Raw genomic sequence first — 13,702 nt, 5'->3', positions numbered from 1 at the left:
CATGAACATGAAAAAGAGCTTCCCAATACGCGGGCATCTAACAGCCTTCTTCTTGGGTTTATCACTGCTGACGGCCTTACTGTTTGGCGAACTGTTAATTCGCCACTTTGAATATGGGATAGAAGATTCAGTAAAAATGCGACTCGCCAGTGAATGGTTGAGCTTTAACGAAGTACGCCTTATAAATCCAGAGGCAAAACTACCTAAGTCTTACGTGGTGTCATTTTATTATGACCAATTGCCTAACATAAAGGTCGATGATAAAAATGTACTTCGGGATGTAACACTAGAAAACAACGAATTCACTGTCGTCTTCGTTGATGAAACGGTTACCAACGACATCAAGAAAGAGGCTGTCTTTGGTGTCTACCGTTTTGCTCTCGAAGACGGACGATTGGTATTCGGTGTAGCTCGATACGACTACCGTCTGATTGGCGATACCATGGACATGTGGTTCGAACATCGCTTTAACCTCATTCTCTACATAGCTCTTAGCTATATCTGTTTCATTGTAATGGCACTTTGGCTCTACAGTTATCGAGTCGGAAAAAAAACCGAACAACTCGTCCAATGGTCAGAAAGTGCGTCCAACGACTTATTGGCGAACCCAGCTCCCAACTTTAAATTTAGTGAGTACAATCGAGTTGCGCTTTATCTCGAAAAGGCACTAAGTAAGAATGCGCAATTGGTAGAAAGAGAGCAGCGTTTTCTGTCTCATGCTAGTCACGAATTGAGAACACCTATTGCAATCATACGAGCAAATATGGAGATATTAGAGCGCATTTCCCTATCCTCAGATTTACAGCGACCAATCAGCCGTATCGACCGTGCTAGTACCAACATGCAACAAATTACCGAAACTATGCTTTGGCTAGTCCGAAAAAGTGAAACCCCTCCGAATCAGAGCTCAGTATCGGTAGTCGCTTTGTTGGATAATTTGATAGAAGAGTTGGAGTACTTAATTCAAGGTGAAGAGATCGACATCATCCGTAATTACGCTCATGCCCCAACAGTGGAACTCCCAGAGACTCCAATCAAAATTGTCGTTGGCAATCTCATTCGTAACGCCTTCCAATACACACATTGCGGCACGATTAATATCTATTTTGAACAAGACAGCATAGTGATCAAAAATATCAATACACAAGAACTTGATCTGCCATTCCAGGATAGCTTTGGCCTAGGGCAGGATTTAACCGAAAAAATATGTAACAAGTTAGGGTGGCACCTTGAATCTGAGGAAATTAAGGGAGGCTTGTGGGCTAGGCTTCATTTACCGACTGGGAACAAGTCAGTACTTTTCGATAATTAGTTATTCTACAATCAAAATTTCTAACGAAGTTATCGAGATTTTTAACAAGCAAGGGTGACCCGTTATTTACTATAACGGTGCAAGTTATATCAACAAAAAGTATAAACAAAAAAGGGCTAACAAATATGCTAGCCCTGAAATAACTATGATTCTGTCGTCAGTTAATTAAAAGTGGTAGCTTGCACCAATACTCATAAAATAACCACTAGAGTCGTAGTATTCGATATTTGAATTGTTATTAGAATAACCAGCTAATGCGTTGAACCCCCAATCTTCCCAGCCCAAAACATCCATATTTTCATAGCCAAGCGTTGCGCTATATTCATTATCTTCACGTGTTTTCTTAAAAACTGGATTGGATGCATCAAATGAACGGTAGCTGTAATCAGCATTCACCGAAAATGCATGGTCGTCCACCATCATTATGTAGGTTAACGAGCTTGAGTAGTAAGAGAACGAAACGGCTTCACCATCCGCAAGATGTTTTTGATAAGATAATGATGGCTCAATAAAAGAGGTTTCAGTGACTGGCGCCTCCATTGATAGGCTTACATAATAGCCTTTAGCATCACGTTGGAGCACGCTTGTAGGCACTCCAAGGTGAGCACCCGATTTATCATTCTTAATATCTTGCTTGTAGACAGCGAAATCACCTGATAAACCAACATCTAATAAGTTATCGAGTTGTACACGAAAGGTATCACCAGAGATATCAGTTGTCTTCCTCGCAGTATTGGTTATAAATGGGTCTTCCCATACTTCACCACTTGCGATTGTTGGAAGATAAGAGAACGATACGACCGATTCGTTGCCATATTCCAGTGCGTAACCGAATTCAAAAGCAAAAACACCTTCAATAACATCGCCTCGCGATGATCCTATAAATACTTGTTGGTCGTTATCTGAGCCAAAGGTATAACGTATCTGCCCTAACGGTTCAATAAGCGCACTCGATTCAGTCTCTCCCTTACTGTTCAAACTGCCTTTTTTTACAGCATCAGAGTTATCGGTTTCACTACCAAACCCCACTAATATTCCAACCTCTCCTCCCCAGCCAGGCTCACCAAGTTCAGCCAATACATTTGCACTAAACAAAACCCCTAGAGTCATTAACATGCGGTAATTCATCGCAACTTCTCCTTATAAAAGTTGCTGATAGTTTGCCGACTCGGAGGTAAACACAGGGTGAATAGGGATACTTAATTGGCAAAGTATATAGGCTACATATGCAATAAAAGTTTAACTAGTAAATCATTTATATCTGGACCTACAAATATCTAAAAATAGAAATGAGTTCCTATTCCATAAATGTTTCATTAGTTTTTACATCTAGATAAATTTTATTTTCAAGAGACAGCCCACCACAATAAATAAAATAAACGTCTCGGTTACTGTATTTAACTGATTTAACCCAACCGCCTAACTCTTCAAAATCACTTGGGTCGCATTCCCCTTCAGAGATAAGCTTAGCCACCGTATTGCGGAACTCCTCTTGATAGAGCTTAAGATCATCGGATTTAGCCAAGTATGAATCTAATATCTCTCTGCTTTCTTGCTCAGAGATAATCACTTCATCATTAGATAGCCCAGACATTGAAATCCATTCCGCCGTCTGTGGACCACCTTCCTTTAAAACAATATAGTCAGAGATACGAGCCCATTCGCCTTGCTTCTCTAATAGCTCGACCTTTTCACCCTTATAAAGATAGTCGGTTATCAAACCATCAATTTCGGGCTGCTCGACTACTTTAAGTTTTCTATCCAAAACGTAGAACTCAGTCTGTTCTGGCTCAGGCTGAGGATCTATGAGGGATGTAAGATCAGAATCAGATTGTGTCGTAGCTTCTACAACTGCCTCTTCTTCTTTCTCTGGTGGAGTTGGATCTGTTTTCATGACGAAGAAGTAGTACGCGGCCCCTCCTCCGCCCAATATTAATAACACAAGTAAAGCGATCAGCGCTTTTTTCATCAAATCCACCAGCTCTTCCGTTTTAGGTATGTCTCAAGTGTACATCAACTCATGTTGCTGCTCATCTATACTCTTAATAGAGAGCGAGTTAAGTAGAGGTAAATCATGAATTTTTTGGTGAAGGTTGTCATTATAAGTGTACCTCTGAGTGCCGATATCGCGTTAGCAGACCATTGTGACCGTGAAAATTGGCAAACACTGTTAGATCGCCAGCTATCATTTGAAGAACGCTATAATCAATACACTAAAGAATTTAACCAAGTTCTCTCGACCTATGAATCACAAACGTTGCTATCTAAACATTTCAACGAAAAGCAGATCATTGGACTTTGGGCAAAGTACGAACAAAGATTTAATGTGCAGCTCAAAAGTCATATGAATACCGCTTATGATGTCTCTGAGGTTCTATTAAAACAGGCGTATATTGTGTCTACAGAACTAGATGGGGCGGAGTCTCTAACGCATTCGTGGCAAACCATAGCTAAACACTGCGCTAAAGCAAGACTACCGCGTCAAACAGAAAGTGCACAGGTACACGTACAAAGCTCACAATCACTCTCGCAAGATCTTCATACACTCAGTAAAAAATTTCGTCAGCTCTCTTCAAAATACCGTAAAGAAGCGACGATGATTGACGAAGCTCGCCACACAAACCAACCAATAAACGATGTACAAAACTAAAATGATTACTCACTTGCTCAACTTGATTACCCCAATAATCATAGTTCGAACAAATCAACACATTCAGAAAGATAATCAATCAAAGCTTTATCAATAAGTTGTAAAAGTAATGTGCTAACTATCAACAATGACGTTCACTTTCCGACCAATGCAAGCAACTATGTGAGATATTCATCACAAAATAGATTTACAAACGCCAGAAAATTGTTATCATGATTCTTCATATAACTTAATAACAATAAATATTTTGGCTAGGTAATATGCAAAAAACTATGGCTTTCAACTGCTTGAGTAACACGGAAGGGACTGCAGAGATAAGAGGTAAACTTTTATCTGTCGCTAAACACATGGAAGAGTTCGGTTCAGTAAGTGAGCTAGAGCTATGTAAGATATTTGGAGAGACGATTTGGAATGACGGTGTGGATTATCATTCACATGCTTTTTCATTCAGAATCAACGCTCAAACCGGGGATTGTTCAATCTCTCACTTTAAGTATCACTAAGTTTTGCACCTATCATATACGGAGTACCTTTCACGAGGTGCTCCGTTTTTTATTGTTGCGTATCCGCATTTGTCAGATAGCAGTTAATAGCGACCGTACTTCCTATTAGTCATAAAATCATTTCTTTTTCAGCTCATGTCATCAGGCAGCGTGTCACCTACCTACGGCTTAGTCGGTATAAACTGTTAGTTCGTATAGACAGTTTGTTCGTATAAACCGTTAGCTCGTATAAACAGTCAGTCCGTATAAACCGGAAGTGGCGCATTGCCTTTCACTTGCCTAATCGCAAGATGGGTATGTATGTCTTTTACGTTGGAGAGTCGCTGTAGCTTTCTGGTAAATGCTTCGTAAGCCATCAAGTTAGGGCTGACAACTTCTAACAAGTAATCATAAGCCCCAGATACAACGTGGCAGCTGATGACCTCTTCCATCTCGACAACCGCTCTTTCAAATTTATCAATCGACACTTCTTGGTGGTTGTTCAAGCTCACCTCAACAAACACGCTCATTGCGATGCCGACCTGTTCCCGTGACAGGCTCACACGGTAACCATCAATAATCCCTTTTTCTTCCAGTCTTTTGATTCGCCTCGCGCATGGTGAAGCCGATAAGCCAACTTCATCAGCTAACTCAGCCGTGGTTAGCCTGCCGTCTTTCTGAAGCAACTCAAGAAGATGTCTATCAATCCTATCCATAGCAAATACCAATTATTGGTTAAATTCATTAACAATTGGCAAGATATTAGCAGAAATCATCAATTACACCTCAAGTTAGAACAAAACTTGCCAACCTATGGCACACCAAGTACCCCATAATGAGTCATCACCCACTTTCCTTGTTTACTATGAAGCTTGGCTATTTATCTATTACTGTCACTCTGCTCATCTGGGCGAGCTTTTTCCTTTCTCTTAAAGGCGGCGCAAATTCAGATTTAACACCTGCAGACATCGCACTGACTCGATTCCTCATACCAGCATTGGCGCTATTACCTTTGTTGTGGAAAGCACGTAGCACGATCGCTGCTGTCCCGAATCGATACTTGGCCGGTATGTTTGTGGGGTGCGGGCTACCTTATTTACTCGTTGCAGGGACAGCCATGCAGTTTGTTCCGGTATCACACGGGAGCGCCTTGGTTCCGGGAACGCTTCCTCTGTTCGTAACAGGGATCGCTGTACTCTTTTTTAAGCAGCCACTTAGCCGACACCGTGTCGTTGGTTTAGGTTTGGTTTTGCTTGGGATATTGTTGTTTCTGGGAAGTAGCCTAACCAGCTTCAATTTTGAACACACCAAAGGTCACTTGTTATTATTGTGTGGCAGCTTAATGTGGGCGACTTTTACCATCTCAGCACGTGTTGCCAATCTTAATGCACTTGTGAGTGCAGGTTTCATTTCATTCGGTTCCACTTTACTATTGCTGGTCCTCATCATGACAGGAACCCTCCCTAGCCATTTGATGGACACACCAATTTCTCAATGGCCAGTTACTGAGCTTGCTGTGCATTCAGCTGTGCAAGGTGTGGGCGCCGGCTTAATCGCGGCATTCACATATTTATATGCTGTTAATACTTTAGGGGCTGAGCGCTCTGCTGCTTTTGGCAGTGTAACACCCGCTGTTGCAACCTTGTTGGCGATCCCACTGTTCAACGAAATTCCAGATACGATGACTTGGTTAGCACTTGGTTCGATTTGCATCGGCAGCTTGGTCGCGAGCAATATTTTCATGAAGCATGACAAGTCTATGCAGTATCAACCGCCAAGCCATAGCAAAGCCTGAGGCTGCGTTTAAATCAACGTACCGTTGCCCTAAGCATCGATCTTAGGGCTTGTAGTACATAGATAAGCCCACAAACGTAGGCTTATCTAAAATCTGCTTTTTCTGAGATCACTTCTCCATTAAACTGTCCGACCTTTTTGCAGATCCAAGAGAACACCATGCAACGCGATTACACTTTAACTTGCTTAAACAACATGCCTCGTGAAGAACTAGAAGAATTTAGTTTAAGAATGATTCATCGCCTTGTCCCTGAAGATGCAATGACGGAACTGTTTACGTTCGAACAGGAAGAAGTGACCAATGAAGAACGTATGCAATCAGCAAAGTTTGATGCGATGTTGCGAATGACAGCAATCGCGCTGAGTGAAGTGAATCTTGCGTTTAGTGAGTCGGATAACTCACAACAAAACATCGAACGCATGACTCGACTATTGCTTTGGCACTTCTATGCAATGTCGTTCAACCTTGAGCAAGCGATCAGCCTTGAAATTCACTGTGACAAAGTCGAGAAGATTTTGTTGAAAGCACCGACAGAAGCATTTGGTTGGGTCAAAGAACTCACAGAGTTGCTTCACTTCTATGCTGAGGTAAATGAAGGCAAAGAAAACGGATAGACTCGAATATCTCCGAATCGAAGGCAGACAGAACTATACCGAAGGCAAGTAGAAACTTTGCTGAAATGAGTTCTCTGCCTTTGTTGTTTCTAACACGCTATGATGCAACATCAGTATCGACTGAGCGATTTTGGTGCCAATACCTAACGAACCATTAGGTGCTTCTAGTTCAACTTCATTATGGATAACGACCTTCACCCGTTTTGAATCCGATTCTAAACCTACATCTAACGACACCATTGTTCCGCTCGGGCTATGCCTCAACGCATTATCTAGCAGATTCAAGAGCAGCCTCTCAAGCAAATCACCATCACCTACAGCCTTGATTCCTTTAGGCATATTGACGTTCAACTCAACATTCTTGTGGCGATACTGGCTTTGTATCGTTTCCAAGCATTCGTTCATCAACATATTGAAATCGATTGAAGCGTATTGATATGTAGGCACAGGATTATCATTCTTGGCGCTGTCGAGTAGTGAATGGAGCTGTTCAGACAACTTGTTGCCATTGCGGTAGGCGACGTCAATCAACGGATCTGATTGAGGATTTTTAATCTTCCACGTTTCTAAATAACCAAGCACACTGGAAAGCGGCGTTTTCAAATCATGACTGAGCTGTAATAAGCTTTGTCTGCGGTGTGATGACTGATACTCAAGCTGCAAGAATTGTTGTTGAATGTGTTTCGCCATCAGTTGATAAGAACGTGCGATGGGCACCAACTCTGGTACTTGATGGACAAAGTTAGGTTCCAATCTAAAATCTTGCTCAGCTTGTTGCTGCAATTTATTGGTTACCGCCTCAATTGGGTTCAACAGACTACGTTTCACTAGCAAATAAGCTCCAATCGCAAAGCCAAATATAGAAACCAGCACAAGGCCTGCAAGCGCAATGTATGGTGTATCAACCTGAGAGTTGGTGATCACAGTATGGCGATTACTTCCTATCACCACATACAAATACCCCACGGTTGAACCTAACTCTTCAATCGCTGCTACAGAAAATACTTTAGGAGAGCCTGGGTTGATCGGGTCTTCGCCTAAAATGGGATATGGCTCGTCGTTTAAGAAATGTTGAATGGGTGCTAGGTCTATCTGATTCGCTAACACAGTGCCTTCCGGTGCAGCATGAGTCGTAATATTGCCCTGACTATCAAGAAAATAAATATCGAAATCCGGCCCTATCAACATCAAGGTATGGAATATAGATTTGAGTGCTTTGGGGTTGTAGTCGGTCCCAATCATGAGAGGATTATCATCACGCATATGCACCGAGAGCTCTTTATGTAAGCTCTGCTTGGTTCTTTGTTCTATGGTCTCTTTTTGCCAATGATAGGTGTAGGCGATGACCACACTCACCAATAGAAACCACAAGCTGGTAAACAACACTAAGCGCGACTTAAAACTCATGCTTACTCCTTAATGACTTCTGTTTCTATTAATGAACTTAAAAAGCGAGAATCAAACCCTAAGCCTTCGACTCAAACTTATACCCAACACCCCAAACAGTCTTGATGAAGTCATCATCGCTATTGGGCATAGCAAGCTTGGTTCGCAAGCGATTGACGGTGCTACAAACGGTGTGGTGGTAGCCTGAATGGTTGGTGTGCCATACATGATCAAGCAGCTCATCTTTGCTATACACTCGACCCGGACGGGTGGCTAAGAAATGAAGTAAAGTAAATTCTGTCGCGGTCAACAAGACATCTTGGTTATTTAAAGAAACCTGATGACGCTCCGGTTGAATGGTAAGGCCACCAAAACTCATCACAGATTCCGTTGTTGGAGCCTCTTTGATTGTGGCTTCTGCATGATTAACCCGACGTAAGACATTACGGACACGAGCTTGAAACTCAAGCACACTGAATGGCTTGGTGATGTAGTCATCGACACCGACTTCTAAGCCAGAGACTTTATCCAGTTCAGCGTCTCTTGCTGTGAGCATCAACACGGGAGTCCAATCTTCTTGCTGACGGATCATCCGACAAAAGTCGAGTCCGTCACCATCAGGTAAGCCTCGATCGAGCACGACTAGATCAAACTGACCATCCAGATATAGAGCCTGCGCTTTTTCAATCGTATTGGCTCTTTCGACATGATGACCTTGGAACTTAAGATGCATCTTCACCAGTTCAGCTAAGTCATCATCGTCTTCAATCAACAATATGTTTGCCATCAAATTTACCGCAGCATTATTCATGATCCCTGCTCTATTCGGAGTCTACCCACCTTTCAATTGACCGGAACAGAACAGGAATTCTTTCATCGTGCTTTCAACCCTATTATTCAGTTCGAGTAATAGTGATTCTTGCGCCTGGGTTAAGGAAGCGGTGGTTGCCACTTAGTGCCGACGTCGTCAGGCCATCATCTTGGCTTATTACGCCTGCATGGAAGCTCACTACATCCGTGTCATTTCTTGTAGTGTTAAAGCCTTCACCACCACCGGCAGGTCCCGGAATCGTTGCAGCAAACTCGTCATTCAGCTCAGTCCCCGAATCCCAAACATTCATGTTCATGACAAAGGTGTCACCCACCGCTAATGACTTGAGCGACAAACCGGATTCACCAACAAACGCATCATTAGTGTTCACCAACATGGAAGCGATGGAGAGGTAGTCTTCTTGGTTAGGATTGACACGGATTGAAACAGTGTCGCTTTCACCAGAAAGAATCAGCCCATTGCCAGAGATACCTTGATAAACATTGGCGTCACTGTCGCTGAGTGCAAGCAATTGAGCATTACTACCCCCTTCCGCTAAGTATTCAAGTTCGACCGAGGCACTTTGCCCGACTTCAAACAGATTGAAGGTATTATTGTGAGTCAACACTGCGAGCGGTGACATTGGTTGATTGGGCGTGAGGTTCGTAACACTCACATCATAGCGATAGTAATCGTCGTCATCGTCCGGACAACCTGCTAACACAGCTACTGATGCAGCGATAAATAGAATTCTAGCTTTCATACATCCCCCTTACTTCACAACAATGGTGATAGTTGCAACAGGGTTTAACCAACGATGACTACTGCTATCGAGGTCACTGATACCGCCCGCCGCGTCACTATCACCAATGTTACCCGGATGAATATGAACCTTAGCGTTTGATACTGTAGTTTCTACACCAGAGCCTCCAGCGCCAAAGGTAATGAATGGAGGGTTCGGCATACTGCCCGCCAGCTCATCATTGGCTTCTGTACCCGCGTCATAACCATTTAGAGTCACTTTATAGGTGCCCGCTTGAGTTGGGATTTTCCAACTGTCTAAGCCAACAAAACCGTCGTTGGTTGGCAGCAGCATTGCACCCAATGACAAATAAGCTAAATCACCAGTGTCGATATCAAACGTCGTTGCGACTCCTGGATTAAGAATTCCGGTAGCTGGATTCTCAACCACCACACCACCCGCGTTAGCAATGACACCAGATAAACCTGAAATATCGCCACCTTCGGCCATCGATTCCAATTCCGCAGAAGCACTCTCACCCGTTCTAAACATGAACAAGCTGGAGTCATGAGCTGCTGCCAAAATAGGCGTAAAGTAGATCCCTTTCGTTGCGTTGGTAACGGTCACCTCAAGCTCTGCAGCCTGAACTTGAGCAGCTCCGAAGGCCAACATAGCCGAGCTAATCACTAAGCTGATTTGAGTACGTTTATTCATTTTGATTCCATCCTTTATCGAGTCCTATCGTTGCCAACAAAACGAATAACAGTGATATACCGTTACCTTTGCCAGAACGAACTGTGGTGTTGTTGACTCTAAGAATGGCGATCAAATCTATCAGCAACTTCATTTAATTCTCATAAAACTCTCACAAGTTTCTTCAAACTTATTACCACCCAGAAAAACAGACATAAGAGACTAATATATAAATAGAAACTCTCGTTATAAAAATGAGAGTTACACAAGGAACCATGGTTCTAGAATAGCGTAGACCAAACGCAAAAAGGCCCAATCGATATACCGACTGGGCCTTTCACTGATGTATAAAGCTTCTCTCAGGAAGACTCTATTCGCTTCCAACTGAGCTAGCCGAACAACACCAATTTAGAATGCGTAGTTTGCGTCAACAAGTTCGCTTACTTCAACTTTGCTTACTTCTGCGCGAGCTTCAAGCCACTGCGCTACTTGCAGTTGCTCTGCTTCTGTCACTGAACGGTAGCGCTCAATAGAACATAAGAAACCTTCGAACAGCTCTAAACCACCGCCGCCAAAGCACAGGCCGATGCTGTCGATAAAATCGATAAACTCATCGATGAACACATCGTATTGGTCAAAATCAGCAATCGAAGTCGTGCAGCTTACTTCAAAACCTAAAATAGCGAATTCACCTAGGTATAGCTTCTTGCGTAGGCGACGATTTTTGTTTTCGATTTTATCTAATTTCATAACTGTCTCTCTTTTCATTTGATAAAGCATTTATACACAGTTCCTCGTTAATTCCCAAGAGTTTTGTATTACATGAGAGGCTTAACAGGAAAAATCGTGCTGCAGAAACAAAACCTTAATCAAAACTATAAAAATCTGTCACTTAACTGCTTCACGATTGGTCACACATTGACCCAACTTATTAACTCAATAGTTGATAACTGGGCGAGCCATGAATAACGAATAATAAAGTCAGCCAATAGGAAGCAGTCCCGATGAGCAAGGAAACATTTGATAGTATTCGTTTTAACAAGAGCAACAACAAGCCCTTCGAAGAAGTTCTAGATGCGAACCTTTCAAGAAGAAATGTTCTGAAAAGCGGTTTAGGCATCAGTGCAATGACCGCATTTGGCGCGTTTGGTTTAGCAGGCCACAGCACGGCTAACGCTGCGACAATACAAGCAACAGGCGCACAAAAAAGCACTGCAACACTTGCCTTCGAATCGGTTAAAGGCTCATTGACAGACAGCGTAGTCGTACCAAAAGGTTACACGGCACAAGTTCTGGTTCCTTGGGGTACTCCGCTTAACAAGCAAGGCAATGCTTGGTTAAAAGACGGCACCAACAATGCACAAGATCAAGCCAACGCATTAGGCATGCATCACGATGGCATGCACTTCTTCCCACTTAATGGCAACAGCAATGATGGCTTGTTGGTGATCAACCACGAATACATCGACCAAAAAGCGCTGCACGCTAATGGTCCAACATACGATGAAGGCAACCGCCCTAGCCTTGATGAAGTACGTAAAGAGATCAACGCGCACGGCGTGAGTGTGGTTCGCGTTAGGCTTGAAGACAATCAATGGGTAATGGTCGATAACGATCCATTAAACCGTCGCTACACAGGTGCAACCGTGATGGATCTATCTGGCCCTGTTGCCCACAGTGAATTCACCAAAACAAAATTCTCACAAGACGGCAGCCAAGCTCGCGGCACGCTGAACAACTGTGGTAATGGCTACACGCCATGGGGCACTTACCTAACGTGTGAAGAAAACTGGCCGGGTTATTTCGTTAACAAAGGCGAGACAACGCCAGCACAAGAACGTATTGGTATCGCAACCGACAAAACACGCTATGGTTGGGACACGCTTTCTGGCAACCAACAAGAACGACTGGACGAGTTCGCGCGCTTTGATGTCACACCAGCAGGCGAATCAGCAATGGATGACTACCGTAACGAAGCACACGGTCACGGCTACATCGTTGAAATCGACCCATACACAGCGAACTCTCGCGCTAAGAAACGTTCAGCATTGGGTTGTTTCCGTCATGAAGGTTGTACGTTTGGCAAACTTACTGAAGGTGAGCCAATTGTGTTCTACTCTGGCCACGATTCTCGTTTTGAATACCTGTACAAGTTCGTTTCTGAAGCGAAATGGGACCCGCGTGACGCAGAGCCGAGTAATCGCCTAAGTGCAGGTGACAAGTACATGGACAAAGGCACGCTGTATGTAGCTAAATTCAATGATGATGGTTCAGGTACTTGGCTACCGCTAACTCTGAGTAGCAAGACCACAAACGGCGGCAAGCTAGGTGATTCATTTGATTCTCAAGCAGCACTTATCATTAATACCGCAGGCGCAGCTGACCTTGTAGGCGCAACGCCAATGGATCGCCCTGAATGGTGCTCTGTTGACCCAATGACAGGTACGGCTTACCTAACGCTGACTAATAACAACAAGCGTAAAGAAGCGAACTCTGCGAACCCTCGCGTAGACAATAAGTTTGGCCATGTTATCCGTTGGGATGAAGGCAAAACAGCAGGGGAATTCGATTGGGATATCTTTGTATTTGGCTCTCCAGCAGTAGAAGATAAGTCTATCAACCGCTCTGGCTTAACAGACATGAACCAGTTTGCTAGCCCAGATGGATTAGCGTTTGATGCTCGCGGCATTTTATGGATTCAGACGGATAACGGCGCAGACGAAGTCACGGGCTACACCAATGACCAAATGCTGGCAGTGGTTCCATCTCAGCTAACGGATGACAACGGCAACAGCGCAGTCATTGATGCAAACAACCAAACGCAACTTAAGCGCTTCTTTGTGGGTCCAAACGGTTGTGAAGTAACAGGCTTTACCATCAGCCCAGATTTCAAATCGCTATTTGTAAACATTCAACACCCTGCTAACTGGCCATCTTCAGAAGATGCAACGGCACAAACTCAAGGCAATGTTCGCCCAAGAGCATCTACGGTTGTGATTCGCCGTGAAGACGGCGGTGAAATCGCGGTTTAATAAGCAAATCTAGCTAAGATCAACAACCTTACTGGTATCTAGTTTCTGTTCGCTAGCTATATAAAATCAAAAAGAGCGATAAGGCCAAATGCCCTATCGCTCTTTTTATATTCTATTCAATCTTGGATTTAAGTAAGAATCTGAACCTTCAGCTCATCATCTTCCCCAAAAGCCATACTAAGTAC

The 13,702-nt window shown here is 43.4% G+C and carries 15 protein-coding genes; 6 read left to right on the top strand and 9 right to left on the bottom strand.

The genetic code is table 11. The annotated features are described in order from the left end of the window. The first annotated feature begins 1 nt into the window (after position 1). Positions 2-1,312, top strand: a complete 1,311-nt coding sequence (locus tag OCV44_RS19850) for a sensor histidine kinase (RefSeq protein WP_139684915.1) — start codon at positions 2-4, stop codon at positions 1,310-1,312. A 165-nt stretch (positions 1,313-1,477) separates the two neighbouring features. On the opposite strand, the gene OCV44_RS19845 is transcribed toward OCV44_RS19850, so the two are convergent. Further along, on the bottom strand, positions 1,478-2,440 hold the full coding sequence (locus tag OCV44_RS19845) for a DUF2860 domain-containing protein (protein ID WP_139684914.1): 963 nt from the start codon (positions 2,438-2,440) through the stop codon (positions 1,478-1,480). A 169-nt stretch (positions 2,441-2,609) separates the two neighbouring features. Then, complete coding sequence (locus OCV44_RS19840) at positions 2,610-3,290, bottom strand: SH3 domain-containing protein (protein ID WP_139684913.1); 681 nt, start codon at positions 3,288-3,290, stop codon at positions 2,610-2,612. Between the two features lie 96 nt (positions 3,291-3,386). Here OCV44_RS19840 and OCV44_RS19835 point away from each other — a divergent pair, with 96 nt between their 5' ends. Next, on the top strand, positions 3,387-3,962 hold the full coding sequence (locus OCV44_RS19835) for a hypothetical protein (RefSeq protein ID WP_139684912.1): 576 nt from the start codon (positions 3,387-3,389) through the stop codon (positions 3,960-3,962). A gap of 260 nt (positions 3,963-4,222) precedes the next feature. Continuing rightward, a complete protein-coding gene (locus tag OCV44_RS19830; protein WP_139684911.1) occupies positions 4,223-4,465 on the top strand; it encodes a hypothetical protein in 243 nt (80 codons plus the stop codon). 236 nt (positions 4,466-4,701) lie between these two features. Here OCV44_RS19830 and OCV44_RS19825 read toward each other — a convergent pair whose 3' ends face one another. After that, a complete protein-coding gene (locus OCV44_RS19825; protein WP_139684910.1) occupies positions 4,702-5,160 on the bottom strand; it encodes an Lrp/AsnC family transcriptional regulator in 459 nt (152 codons plus the stop codon). Positions 5,161-5,309: 149 nt separating this feature from the next. On the opposite strand from OCV44_RS19825, the gene OCV44_RS19820 reads away from it, so the two are divergent. Further along, positions 5,310-6,239 carry a DMT family transporter gene (locus OCV44_RS19820; protein ID WP_139684949.1) on the top strand — a complete coding sequence of 310 codons (930 nt, stop codon included), beginning with the start codon at positions 5,310-5,312 and terminating at the stop codon, positions 6,237-6,239. A 158-nt stretch (positions 6,240-6,397) separates the two neighbouring features. After that, complete coding sequence (locus OCV44_RS19815; RefSeq protein ID WP_086050854.1) at positions 6,398-6,853, top strand: exoribonuclease R; 456 nt, start codon at positions 6,398-6,400, stop codon at positions 6,851-6,853. Between the two features lie 33 nt (positions 6,854-6,886). Here the strand turns inward: OCV44_RS19815 and OCV44_RS19810 are convergent, their stop codons facing one another. From OCV44_RS19810 to OCV44_RS19785, 6 genes are all read right to left on the bottom strand, one after another. Continuing rightward, on the bottom strand, positions 6,887-8,260 hold the full coding sequence (locus tag OCV44_RS19810; protein ID WP_139684909.1) for a sensor histidine kinase: 1,374 nt from the start codon (positions 8,258-8,260) through the stop codon (positions 6,887-6,889). A gap of 58 nt (positions 8,261-8,318) precedes the next feature. After that, on the bottom strand, positions 8,319-9,050 hold the full coding sequence (locus OCV44_RS19805; RefSeq protein WP_139684908.1) for a response regulator transcription factor: 732 nt from the start codon (positions 9,048-9,050) through the stop codon (positions 8,319-8,321). A gap of 82 nt (positions 9,051-9,132) precedes the next feature. Then, positions 9,133-9,813, bottom strand: a complete 681-nt coding sequence (locus OCV44_RS19800) for a spondin domain-containing protein (RefSeq protein ID WP_139684907.1) — start codon at positions 9,811-9,813, stop codon at positions 9,133-9,135. Between the two features lie 9 nt (positions 9,814-9,822). Beyond that, a complete protein-coding gene (locus OCV44_RS19795; RefSeq protein WP_139684906.1) occupies positions 9,823-10,506 on the bottom strand; it encodes a spondin domain-containing protein in 684 nt (227 codons plus the stop codon). Further along, positions 10,499-10,639, bottom strand: coding sequence for a hypothetical protein (locus OCV44_RS19790; protein WP_170213724.1), 141 nt, complete (start codon positions 10,637-10,639; stop codon positions 10,499-10,501). Before OCV44_RS19790 ends, OCV44_RS19795 begins: the two co-directional genes overlap by 8 nt. Positions 10,640-10,893: 254 nt before the next feature. Further along, complete coding sequence (locus tag OCV44_RS19785) at positions 10,894-11,235, bottom strand: YggL 50S ribosome-binding family protein (RefSeq protein WP_004731398.1); 342 nt, start codon at positions 11,233-11,235, stop codon at positions 10,894-10,896. 254 nt (positions 11,236-11,489) lie between these two features. On the opposite strand from OCV44_RS19785, the gene OCV44_RS19780 reads away from it, so the two are divergent. Beyond that, positions 11,490-13,517, top strand: coding sequence for a PhoX family protein (locus OCV44_RS19780; protein ID WP_139684905.1), 2,028 nt, complete (start codon positions 11,490-11,492; stop codon positions 13,515-13,517). Positions 13,518-13,702: the final 185 nt, after the last annotated feature.

The sequence above is a fragment of the Vibrio tasmaniensis genome (genome assembly GCF_024347635.1).
GTDB classification, from domain to species: Bacteria; Pseudomonadota; Gammaproteobacteria; order Enterobacterales; family Vibrionaceae; genus Vibrio; species Vibrio tasmaniensis.
This window is presented reverse-complemented; position numbering and strand designations above follow the sequence as displayed.

What these genes read in the sequence shown, in the direction of transcription:
- OCV44_RS19815 (WP_086050854.1), top strand. Translation starts at nt 6,398, where the DNA reads ATGCAACGCGATTACACTTTAACTTGCTTAAACAACATGCCTCGTGAA.
- OCV44_RS19850 (WP_139684915.1), top strand. Translation starts at nt 2, where the DNA reads ATGAACATGAAAAAGAGCTTCCCAATACGCGGGCATCTAACAGCCTTC.
- OCV44_RS19830 (WP_139684911.1), top strand. Translation starts at nt 4,223, where the DNA reads ATGCAAAAAACTATGGCTTTCAACTGCTTGAGTAACACGGAAGGGACT.
- OCV44_RS19805 (WP_139684908.1), bottom strand. Translation starts at nt 9,050, where the DNA reads ATGAATAATGCTGCGGTAAATTTGATGGCAAACATATTGTTGATTGAA.
- OCV44_RS19800 (WP_139684907.1), bottom strand. Translation starts at nt 9,813, where the DNA reads ATGAAAGCTAGAATTCTATTTATCGCTGCATCAGTAGCTGTGTTAGCA.
- OCV44_RS19785 (WP_004731398.1), bottom strand. Translation starts at nt 11,235, where the DNA reads ATGAAATTAGATAAAATCGAAAACAAAAATCGTCGCCTACGCAAGAAG.
- OCV44_RS19780 (WP_139684905.1), top strand. Translation starts at nt 11,490, where the DNA reads ATGAGCAAGGAAACATTTGATAGTATTCGTTTTAACAAGAGCAACAAC.
- OCV44_RS19845 (WP_139684914.1), bottom strand. Translation starts at nt 2,440, where the DNA reads ATGAATTACCGCATGTTAATGACTCTAGGGGTTTTGTTTAGTGCAAAT.
- OCV44_RS19790 (WP_170213724.1), bottom strand. Translation starts at nt 10,639, where the DNA reads ATGAAGTTGCTGATAGATTTGATCGCCATTCTTAGAGTCAACAACACC.
- OCV44_RS19795 (WP_139684906.1), bottom strand. Translation starts at nt 10,506, where the DNA reads ATGAATAAACGTACTCAAATCAGCTTAGTGATTAGCTCGGCTATGTTG.
- OCV44_RS19810 (WP_139684909.1), bottom strand. Translation starts at nt 8,260, where the DNA reads ATGAGTTTTAAGTCGCGCTTAGTGTTGTTTACCAGCTTGTGGTTTCTA.
- OCV44_RS19825 (WP_139684910.1), bottom strand. Translation starts at nt 5,160, where the DNA reads ATGGATAGGATTGATAGACATCTTCTTGAGTTGCTTCAGAAAGACGGC.
- OCV44_RS19820 (WP_139684949.1), top strand. Translation starts at nt 5,310, where the DNA reads ATGAAGCTTGGCTATTTATCTATTACTGTCACTCTGCTCATCTGGGCG.
- OCV44_RS19835 (WP_139684912.1), top strand. Translation starts at nt 3,387, where the DNA reads ATGAATTTTTTGGTGAAGGTTGTCATTATAAGTGTACCTCTGAGTGCC.